This is a genomic window from Yersinia thracica (assembly GCF_902170565.1).
Taxonomy (GTDB): domain Bacteria; phylum Pseudomonadota; class Gammaproteobacteria; order Enterobacterales; family Enterobacteriaceae; genus Yersinia; species Yersinia thracica.
Genome location: NZ_CABHXX010000139.1, coordinates 18,614 through 29,299, shown reverse-complemented (window position 1 = coordinate 29,299; position 10,686 = coordinate 18,614). Strand labels below are relative to the sequence as shown.

Genomic DNA, 10,686 nt, shown 5'->3' with positions numbered 1-10,686 from the left:
ATCTATTATTGCTGTGAACCAGTTAACCTCTATTAACCTCTATTAACCTCTATTAACCTCTATTAACCTAAATATAATTTATTGCAAGAGAATTAATGCTATTAGCATAGCGCTATTCTCCCCCTGTTTATTTGCACCATAAACTACATGACTCACTGCTCCAGCCGCTAATGCAGCAGTGCCAATGATTCTGAAGTATTTGTCATTTTACCCATCACAAAAGCCAGATTAGCGGCAGCGACCAAAGAAGCGGCATGCGCGTCAGCGCTCATTTGCTGCGCATTCAACAACCCATTGGCAGTCTCATTAGCTACTGTGATTGTGCCGACACCATTGCGATAAGATTCCAGTGCGGCGTCATAGGTAATAAACGAGGTTTTCACCAGATTTAATGCAGCCTGATTGGATTCAAGCGCAGAGCGCAATGTATCTGCCGCCACCACAATTTCACGCACTGCCAACTCCTGCGTTTTCTTAAACCCTTCAGCAGCAACTGCGGCTCGGGATTCCGCCTCTTTCACCCGCGCCGCGCGGATCCCGCCATCGTAAATCGGCACAGTGACGCCAATCAGAATGCTGGAGGATGAGGTCTGCGGGCTGATGCCGGGCAAGCCCTGAATATCAAAACGCCCATCCCCCCCCGCCACAGCTCCGGCCAGATAGACTTTGGGCAAGAAATCAGCTTCTGTTGCTTTGATACCCGCTTTGGCGGCTTCAACCGCCGCATAACTGGCTAACACATCTGGCCGCTGGGAAAGCGCCAGCTGAATCATTTTTTCGGTAGGTGCACTGATCCCCTTTGGCAAAGCACGATCCTCGGCATACCCAACTTTGATATCCAATGATGGAGAAACGCCCATCGCGCCCAGCAATGCCTGATAAGTATCACGTTCAGTGCCCTTTGCCATCACGCGACGTAACTCAGACTGCGCAACCTGCTGTTGCGCCAGCGCCACTTCAACTGTCGTCGCGACCCCATTTTTGTGCCGTTCTTCGGCAGCATCCTGAATTTTTAGGCTATTTTTCAGCGTTTGCTCTGCTATCTGGCGCTGAGTTTGTGCCACGCCATATTGGAAGTAACTGCGGGTGACATCATAAATGAGCTTTTGGTGCATACCATTGAAGGTCACATTAGCGGCATAGGAAGTCTGTTTAGCGGCATCAAGCAGCGCGCTGCGCTGACCGAAATCAAAGATAAGCCACTGTAATGCTAAAGCAGGAACCACCGCACTGCCGGAGGTTTTTAGATCCTTATCACCGCCAATCGCGTAAGGTAACGGCGTGGTGGTACTCTGGTAGCCGCCAATCACACTCGCTGAAATGATCGGTAAAAATATCGCCTCCCCCATTCCTACCGCCAGTGCTGCTTGCCGCGCTTGTTGCCAGGCAATTCGAGTATCCGGATTCTGACTTTGGGCGATATCAATCAATTCTGGTAATGAATAAGCACGATCACTTTTTAGGGTCGGCGGCGGGGCCAATTCCGCCACCCGCGGATTCGGTGGGACAGAAAAGTTACCGCTCCCCACCGAAGCATTGGCATCAGGCGACCAAGGTTCGGTATAAGATGCAGGTGCAAGATCCAAGCTGTCTGTAGCACAACCGGCGATCAACATGCTCAGACTCAATACCGAGCTAATCAAACTTATTTTGACTATCCGGGCCGTCAATACAACGTGCGTCATCATGTCATCCAATTCCCAGAAGTTCCTCAAGCCGCTTTATACGTTGTTGAATAGTCAGATCAATTGGCAATAACTCTTTTTGTAATAACTCTTGCCGTAATGATGCGCCATTCTGTTTTTGCTCATTAGATAATGCCGTAGCATCGCCACCTGCCGAAAGCCGACGCAATTGTTCGACATCGGACGCCGATTTTTCAGTGGGGAGAAACAACACCGGGCACAACTTGTCCATTTCTGCCAGTATTGCTTGTAAGCGCGCACACTCTTCTCGCGAGGGGCGTAATTGCACGGGTTCGAAAGGGATCAGCGCCAGCTCTTCTCGCGCACGGTTAATCTCAGCCTCAACAGTGGTGGCCTCTCTTAGTGCCGCAGGCCGTGCATCGGGCGATAATGCCGCCAAATTTGTTAGTGATTTCAAGGCATTATTGACATGGACACGCACCGCATCTGTAATCGCCACCGGCCACAGCAGGGTAAAGATTAAATACACCACCAGATTACCCAGCAAAATACCCAGCACCCTATCAAGAGCCACGCCCAGATCGGTACTCGGCCCAAAACCTTGCAATACCGTCAGCAGGAAGGCCAGTCCTACCTGCACACCGGCATACGCGATGCGCTCACTGCCACATGATACCCAAGCGGCCAATAGGATGCAGCCAAACACCAGCGCCATCAATTGCCCAATATCATTCAGATGGGGAATAATGAAGATAATCGACAGCACCCCCATCAGTGCCCCAATCAAGCAACCAATAATCCGTAAAACCAGTTTATGCACCGTCTCGCCGGTGGTGCCCAGCGCCGCAACATAGCAGGTGATCATGGCGGTATGAATATCCTGCCAGTCCAATGCGGTGTAAATCAGATAGCAAATCAGCGCCGCGGCAGTCGTTTTCAGGGCAAACTGCTGATGAACAGGATTGGTGAGGGCATCTGCGGCAAAGAATGAGGATTTCGGCGCATCCAAATCTTGTCCACTATTCCCCGTCGCCAAGGCTATCAGCGCGCTGCTGATTTCCTTGATTTCATCACTGGCATTTTCATTAGCAAAGTGAGGTATATCAACCACATTGCTCGCCAAAATCGCCTGTGCCGCAGCACTACAGTAGCTCGCCAGTTCGAGGCGCACATTCTCCGGTGAGGCCGCAGGTAAAGCCGAGGTTGCCAGCAGCAACCGGTAACTGCTTTTTACCGCGCTCTCCAGCCAGGCCGCCTCTGCTGCGGGCCGCAGATGAAAAATGCGCACAAAAAGCGCCCGTTGTTGATGTTCATTTTGCCCTTCTTGTAGCAAATCCCCAACACGGGCGAGGTTGGCGACACCAGGTTCGCGCAATGCCTCCGCCACAGTAGATAGCCGCTCGGATAAACTGGCGCGCAATAACGTCTGAGGTGCCCGGCCAAAGAAAAGGTTAAAACCAATAATCAACAACATTGGGGAAACGGCCATTAGCCAGGCATACAACAGCCCCCGCGTTGCCACTTCCCCCATAGGAATATTGCTCAGCAACGTCATCACAAAAGCAATCACCAGCGCAATAATACTGCCGACCGGGCCGAGTTTGCTGGCCGAGCCGAGATAGAGAAACAAAAATGAGCTGACAATCAAAGCTGCCATGCGCAGTGGTGCAGCTTCCAACGTGAAGTGGATAAGCAGGAATACCAAGCCGACGACCAGCGACACCAATATGGTGATAGCAATAGCCATCACCATGCTCTCTACGCCGTCCGGTTTCATCACGAAAATAATAAGATAACAGCTGAGCGCGGATTCTGGGATGCCGTACACCATGGCCACCAGAGCCATCAATGCACAGAGCGCAGCAACGCGCCAGGCCATCGCCATTCGCCCGGGGAAATAGGCTAAATCAGCTTTTGCCTGGCGGATGATACCGCCAAGGGTACCGTCAGCAACCGTCGTCATTACGCACGATAACCACAGCAGTCGCCCCAACTCGCATCAGGTCCTCCGGCGGTTTTTCCAGACTGATTCTCACCGGGAAACGCTGGACAACGCGCACCCAATTTAATGACTTCGGTACATAAGGCAGACCACGCGGGATATTCAACATATCTTCAGAACTCACGCCCCAGCCAATCCCCTCGACCCGCCCCTGAATCGCGCGCTGTCTGTCCGCCATGACATACACGGTGGCGCAATCACCCACCTTGATATGCTTCAATTCTGTCTCGCGGAAAAATGCCGAGGCATGCCAATGTTCAGTATTAATGAGAGTAAAAATAGCCTGATCCGGGACGACAAACTCCCCAGCGGAGACCGTCAACCCGACAACCCGGCCATCGTGGGGCGCACGAACTTGTGTATTCGCCAGTTCGCGTTCGGCAATTGCCAGTGCTGCTCGGCGTGCCACCACCAGCGCTTCAGAGGCGGCGGTGCTGCTAACCAAAGCCTCCGCAGCAAATGACTGTTTTAATGCTTGTTTTAGGCTGACCTCGGCATCGTGCTTCGCCGTCGCCGCATCATCGACCTGCTGCGCGGTAACATAGCCTTTTGGGAGCAAAGGTTGCAGACGGGCCAATGTCTGAGTGGCTAACTTGAGATTGGCCTGCGCTCGGACAATTTGTTCATTGGTAATGGCCGCGTTGGATTGCTCAGCGACCACGGTCCGTTGCTGAGTATCGCGGGCGGCCTCCGCCATTTTCAACTCGGCCTGCGCCTGTTCGACTTGTAGCCGATAAAGATCCGGCTCAATGGTAAATAACAGGTCGCCCCGCTGAACTTTGCTGTTTTCCTCGACATTAATCGAGATAATACGGCCCGGAACCGCGCTGACAACATGCACCACACTGGCCCCCAGCTCTGCATCCTCAGACAATGGGTTCAGTGTGGTCTGCCGCACTGAAAGCCAGCCGGATATCGCGGCTGCAACAATGATAACACCAGCAACAATTAGCGCCAGTTGCCGCTTGCGCCCACTCCCCTGTAGTTTATTCATATTTATTATTCATCGCGAAAACAGTAATAGGGAACAGATGAATGCCACAGCCAGCGCCAGGCAGACATACACCAACAGCCGCCATGGCAGCACATCATCAATACCAACGCGAATAAATACGACACGGGCAATCACCGCCGTGATTATTCCGATAAAAGCGCAAGCCATCCAGGAGGGGAAATAGGAACCCACCAAGGAAAATGAGGGAGCTGCGGCACCTGAACAGCCACTCAGGGCGATAGCCGATAACAGAACCCATCGCCCACGCCATAGATTCTGTTTTATGGCACTTAAAAACATAAAGAAAAGCCCCTGCTGCTTCCTGAGGGAAGTCATATTATTCATTGAACAACCTCAATTAACTCGCGACATCCCAGCGGAAATTCCAGTTTATGACTATAAACAGCGGCTATGGATGGCTTCCCAAAGTGTTTTTGAAAATTTGCCCATCTTTCATAATGACCCGAAATGTTTTCTCTGGTTGGGCAACGAGTTGAATATCATCCAGAGGATTACCATCGACCAGAATCAGGTCAGCCAGTGCACCATTTTCTACAACACCCAATTTTCCTGGGTAAGGATTTCTGGGGCCAGAAAAGGCGCAAAGTTCAGCATTAACGCTGGTGGCCATTTTGAGGATTTCAATCGGTGAATACCACCGGGTCAACTTGGCTAATTGCGCGCCTTGCCGGGTTGCCAACCGGGCGTCAAACAGAGTGTCAGTGCCCCACGCCGTCTTGATGTTATATTTTTTCGCCAACATATAGGCAGTATCCGTGCCCGCCACCATTTCGAGTTGCTTGGCGCGTGACGCCGGGCTTGCCATTGGCACCGCATCCTCGTCATCAAGGAAAGGTTGTAGACTCCACCAGATACCTTTTTCTGCCATTAACTGGACGGTTTCTTCATCCACCAACTGACCGTGTTCAATGCACTTAACCCCGCCTTTAATCGCCATGGTCACCGCCCGGGCGGTGTAGGCGTGGACAGTGACATAAGTGCCCCAGTTTTCAGCTGCCGTCACCGCCGCCTGAATTTCTGGCACTGAACCTTCCGTCACACTAATAGAATCATACATGGAGGCTACACCGCCACCCGCCATGTATTTGAGTTGCGAAGCGCCCCGCATTAATTGCTCTCTGGCCCGCAATAATACCTGATCAGCACCATCGGCAATTGCCGTCATACCCACGCGCTCGGCATAACTTAGTGGGTCTGAGGGGGCGTGCGGCAATTCACCAAGTAAACGAAAATCGCCATGCCCACCGGTCTGAGTGATGAATGCGCCCGAAGGGAAAATTCGCGGACCAGTGGCGACATGCTCATCAATCGCGCGTTTCAAGCCAAAAACCGGCCCGCCCATATCACGCACAGTGGTAAAACCGCGCATCAAGGTGGCATCAGCTTCAGCAATGGCCAGCGCCTGAATATAATTAAAATCCGCCGTCATGGCGGTCATCATCGACGGGCGAGCCATAATGGCATGCCAGTGGGCATCAATCAGCCCCGGCATCAATACGCCGCCACCACCATCAATAAGCTCCACATCAGGCGAAAGCGGTGTATCCGCAGGCTCAACCGATTTGATTTTGTTGCCTTCGACTAATACTCGTAACCCATCGCGCAAGTGATCTGAAATACCATCAAAAATGCGAACATTGATAAAAGCGACCACACGCACCGCATTGGCAGCAGCGTCTCTTTCTTGTGGTTTTGCTCCCGGTACCGCCGCCGCAACAGTGGCCGCGGTGATAGGTGTTGATTGGGCCGCTTTCTGGGAAAACACTGTATTAATACGCACGAATGCCGGGCTATTACAGAGGCAACCTTCGCCATGTGTGTGGGGGAGCTGAATTAATGGCATGTGAGACATAAAGTTCTCCTTAATGAACAGTCCCCCAATAAAAAATCAGAGGGCGCGCTCTCGATCATAGAACAAATTTTCTCATAACAGCTTATTTTTATGAAAAAAGTTGACCAGAAATAATGTTGGAATTCTTATCCTGACCTGATAACTCCAATAATAGTATTTTTATTATTTTCTGGAATGAGTCGATAGGGTCGGCTTTATTTCCCATATTAGGCAAAAATGCAGATGGTATGTTATTTGCTCAACTTGCTACCCTAGATCATATCAAGCTCTGGCAACCTAGAATTATTTATGACAATATACATAACATATATGTTTCGTATAGGTGTTTTATGGGAATTGTTAAAATCTCTGATTTGATGCATGAGAATCTCCGCATCGCCAGTAATGCCATGAGCCGCTCAATCAATGCACAGGCGGAGCACTGGCTCAAAATGGGTATGCTGGCTGAGCTTTATCCTCAGTTGAGCCATCACGAACTTGCTCGCGCACTGGTTCAGGTGGAATTACAAGGTGGAGCGGACATTGCCAGAATCATCCAGAGTGAACCCCATAAGCTTAATAAAGAAGAGAATGCGCAATGACAGCAGTAAAAATCCACTCACCTGCAGAAATTGAAATGGCGCGTGCCGCCGGCCAAACCGCCGCAAAAGTGCTGGAAATGATTACACCCTACGTCCTTGCTGGGGTCACAACGGATGAGATTGACCGGTTGTGTCACGATTACATTGTTAACGAACTAAAAGTTATTCCTGCCAATATTGGCTATCACGGCTATACGCGCACAGTTTGCACCTCGGTAAATCATGTGGTTTGCCACGGAATTCCGTCCGATAAAAAACTCAAAAATGGTGATATTGTGAACATTGATGTCGCCATTATTAAAGATGGTTGGTATGGCGACACCAGCAGAATGTACTTTGTTGGTGAACCGTCCGTGAGAGCTAAACGACTGGTGGATATCACTTATTTATCGATGGTGGCGGGGATTAAGGCAGTACATCCAGGGGCAACACTCGGGGATATTGGCGCGGCGATTCAACAGGTGGCGGAGGGCGCTGGGTTTTCCGTCGTGAGGGAATATTGTGGTCACGGTGTGGGCCAAGAATATCATACTGCACCACAAATTCTGCACTACGGGACACCAGGAATGGGCATGCCGCTTAAAGCGGGGATGATTTTTACCATCGAGCCGATGATTAATGCCGGTAAAGCGGCCACCAGCGTACTGGCGGATGGTTGGACGGTCGTCACCAAAGACCGCTCCCTTTCAGCCCAGTGGGAACACACCATTGCTGTGACGGAAACCGGCTACGACCTGCTGACGCCGTGGCCAGAGGGCACCGGAGAATACGCCGCAATCTAATAATCACCTTATTCGTGGCAAACAATTAGCCACGAATAAGGGAAAAACAATTGGCCACGAATAAGGGAAAAATCGCCGCTCAGTGCCTTAGCGGTAATAAACCGCAATATGCTGATCTTGCACTTTTTCTATCCTGATTTTTATATCAAAAATTTCTTCCAGGATATCCGGCTGCATTATTTCTTCGGGTGCTCCGCGATAGATAACTTCGCCGTCTTTCATCGCAATAATATGGTCAGAATACGCAGAAGCGAAGTTGATATCATGAATAACCAATATGATGGTTTTATTCAATTCATCAGCCGCACGTCGCAATTGCTTCATCATCGCGACACAATGCTTCATATCCAGATTATTTAATGGCTCATCCAGCAGGATGTATTTCGTATCCTGACACAGCACCATGGCAACATAGGCGCGTTGCCGTTGCCCACCTGACAGTTCATCAAGATAGCGGTCTTTCAGCGGCATCAAATTGAGGAATTCCATTGCTGCATCAATATGTTGGCGATCATTTTCATTGAGCCGCCCTTTCGAATAAGGGTAACGGCCAAAGCCAACTAAATCCGCGACTGTCAGCCGGCTGGTAAAATGATTTTCCTGCCGTAAGACGGAGAGAATAGTCGCCAACTTATCGCCAGAAGTGGTGGCAACATCCAGCCCATTATATTGGACACGCCCGAGATCTGGCGTCAGTAAACGGCTCATAATCGACAATAACGTCGACTTACCCGCACCATTTGGCCCGATGATTGATGTGACGCCACCGGATGGAATGCTCTCATTTATATTATTGAGTACCGTTGTATTCTGGTATTTTTTATTAATATCAGTTATTTCAATCACACCGGAGCCTTTTTTATTAAAAGATAAATAAACAGCGCGCCACCCACAAACTCAATGACTACGGAAAGCGTTCCCGACATGTTCAGTAAACGTTCGAGGATTAATTGCCCACCGACCAGCGTAATCACCCCCAGCAGAAAGACCCCCGGCAGCAAATATTGATGCCGGAATGACCCCACCAGTGGATAAGCCAGATTAGCGATAAGCAAACCTAAAAAGGTTAACGGCCCAACCAGTGCCGTCGATATAGCTACCAGCAAGGAAACCAGCAGCAAAATAGCGGTAATTCTTTTCTGGTAGGCAACACCCAGATTAATCGCGGTATTTCTACCCAACGCAATAATATCGAGGGAATGGCGCATACGCCAAATGACAATCGCCACGATAATAATTATCCCAGTAGAAAGGGCAATAATTTCCGGCGCAGCTCGCGTAAAGGTGGCAAAGACCCTGCCCTGCAAAATAGCAAACTCCCCGGGGGAGAGCAGGCGCTGCATCAAGCTGGATAAACTGCGGAATAAAGTGCCACAAACCAACCCGACCAATAATACCTTGTGAAGATTGATCCCGACACCGGTCAGCAACCAGCGATACAGAAATACCGAGAACAGCAGCAGCAAGGCCGACTCACAAAGGAATTTTCCTGTTATTCCTAGCACCCTAAACCCATTGGCATCGACAAAAAAGATCAACATCGTTTGAATTAGGATAAACAGCGCTTCAAGCCCCATCACTGACGGCGTCAAAATACGGTTATTAGTCACTGTTTGGAATAACACGGTAGCAATACCGGCAGCAAACGCGACCAATACCATAGTGGCTAAAATAAGACCGCGATGCACCAGAACATACTGGATATTGCCCCGCAGATTAATTGTCATAAAAATGATAATCGCGGCAAGGGCGATAATACTCAATAACAATAATCGCTTTGCTGGCGAGCTGAATGTTTTGCTGTTCTCTTGGGGAAGAGAGCGTGAGGAAGAATACTCATTAGCCTGCATGACGTTTTGTCCTAACGATTAATAATAGGAAAACGAGTGCGCCAATTGCGCCCAGAATAACGCTGGCAGGTATTTCAAACGGATAACTGACTAACCGACCAATAATGTCACATAACACCACCAGACCACCGCCACACAACGCCACCCAAGGAATGGTTCGACGCAGATTATCGCCCATCGCCATACTGACTATATTGGGTACAATTAATCCGAGGAAAGGTAATACGCCAATCACCACCACCACCACGCCACTGACAATGGCAATAATGGACATTCCTATCAGCATAACTCGCTGATAATTCAGGCCAACATTGACGGAAAAATCCCGCCCCATTCCGGCGACAGTAAAACGGTCTGCGATTAAGCAGGCAACTAGCGTCAATGCGCCCACGATCCACAGCAGTTCATAACGGCCCTGCAACACGCCGGAGAAATCACCCGATTCCCAACTGCCCAATGATTGCAGCAGATCAAACTCCATTGCCAGGAAGGTCGTCACCGCACTAAATACCGCCCCTAGCATAATGCCGGTCAGCGGTACCATCAGCGCCGATTTCATTCTCATTCGCGCCAGCAACAGCATAAACACTGCAGTCCCGCCCATGGCGAATACAGTGGCAACCAACATCTTAACCATTACCGGAGCCGCGGGGCTAAACACCATGACTAATAATAATCCGAGACTGGCCGACTGGGTGGTGCCTGCAATCGAGGGTTCGACAAAGCGGTTCTGAGTGAGCATCTGCATAATAAGGCCTGCAACACTCATGGCACTGCCGGCTAAAACCAATGCTAGCGTTCGCGGCACGCGACTTATCAAAAAAATATCGCGCATGTCGGGGTCTGACCAGACTTCGGCCAATGTGACATTCCCAACACCAATAAACAGACTGCATGTCATTAGGCCCAGTAAAATAACCAGGCCCGCAATAAAACTAAGATTTTTCATTAGTAAGAA

10 protein-coding genes are annotated in these 10,686 nt (G+C 50.1%); 2 read left to right on the top strand and 8 right to left on the bottom strand.

Features of this window, described 5'->3' with window-relative positions; genetic code table 11:
• Positions 1-167: 167 nt before the first annotated feature.
• From FTA91_RS19965 to FTA91_RS19945, 5 genes are all read right to left on the bottom strand, one after another.
• Complete coding sequence (locus tag FTA91_RS19965) at positions 168-1,688, bottom strand: TolC family protein (RefSeq protein ID WP_050112392.1); 1,521 nt, start codon at positions 1,686-1,688, stop codon at positions 168-170.
• A gap of 1 nt (position 1,689) precedes the next feature.
• Positions 1,690-3,609: an FUSC family protein gene (locus tag FTA91_RS19960; RefSeq protein ID WP_174635000.1), complete on the bottom strand. Its 1,920-nt coding sequence runs from the start codon at positions 3,607-3,609 to the stop codon at positions 1,690-1,692.
• Positions 3,593-4,642 (bottom strand): multidrug transporter subunit MdtN, encoded by a 1,050-nt coding sequence (gene mdtN / locus FTA91_RS19955; protein WP_050112390.1) that lies wholly within the window; start codon positions 4,640-4,642, stop codon positions 3,593-3,595. The genes FTA91_RS19960 and mdtN overlap by 17 nt, the downstream gene beginning before the upstream one ends.
• Positions 4,643-4,651: 9 nt before the next feature.
• Positions 4,652-4,987, bottom strand: coding sequence for a YtcA family lipoprotein (locus tag FTA91_RS19950; protein WP_174635001.1), 336 nt, complete (start codon positions 4,985-4,987; stop codon positions 4,652-4,654).
• A gap of 64 nt (positions 4,988-5,051) precedes the next feature.
• Positions 5,052-6,515, bottom strand: coding sequence for a metal-dependent hydrolase family protein (locus FTA91_RS19945; RefSeq protein WP_145534946.1), 1,464 nt, complete (start codon positions 6,513-6,515; stop codon positions 5,052-5,054).
• Between the two features lie 329 nt (positions 6,516-6,844).
• Between FTA91_RS19945 and FTA91_RS19940 the strand changes: the two genes are divergently transcribed.
• Positions 6,845-7,096, top strand: a complete 252-nt coding sequence (locus tag FTA91_RS19940) for a ParD-like family protein (protein ID WP_050112387.1) — start codon at positions 6,845-6,847, stop codon at positions 7,094-7,096.
• The gene (gene map, locus FTA91_RS19935; RefSeq protein WP_050112386.1) at positions 7,093-7,878 is read left to right on the top strand and encodes a type I methionyl aminopeptidase; all 786 of its coding nucleotides are present in this window, start codon (positions 7,093-7,095) and stop codon (positions 7,876-7,878) included. Before FTA91_RS19940 ends, map begins: the two co-directional genes overlap by 4 nt.
• An 87-nt stretch (positions 7,879-7,965) precedes the next feature.
• Here map and FTA91_RS19930 read toward each other — a convergent pair whose 3' ends face one another.
• From FTA91_RS19930 to FTA91_RS19920, 3 genes are read right to left on the bottom strand one after another with little or no spacing between them, the layout of a single operon-like run.
• The gene (locus FTA91_RS19930; protein WP_145534942.1) at positions 7,966-8,724 is read right to left on the bottom strand and encodes an iron ABC transporter ATP-binding protein; all 759 of its coding nucleotides are present in this window, start codon (positions 8,722-8,724) and stop codon (positions 7,966-7,968) included.
• Complete coding sequence (locus FTA91_RS19925) at positions 8,721-9,728, bottom strand: iron chelate uptake ABC transporter family permease subunit (protein WP_038630680.1); 1,008 nt, start codon at positions 9,726-9,728, stop codon at positions 8,721-8,723. Before FTA91_RS19925 ends, FTA91_RS19930 begins: the two co-directional genes overlap by 4 nt.
• Positions 9,718-10,677 (bottom strand): ABC transporter permease, encoded by a 960-nt coding sequence (locus tag FTA91_RS19920; protein ID WP_050112384.1) that lies wholly within the window; start codon positions 10,675-10,677, stop codon positions 9,718-9,720. Before FTA91_RS19920 ends, FTA91_RS19925 begins: the two co-directional genes overlap by 11 nt.
• Positions 10,678-10,686: the final 9 nt, after the last annotated feature.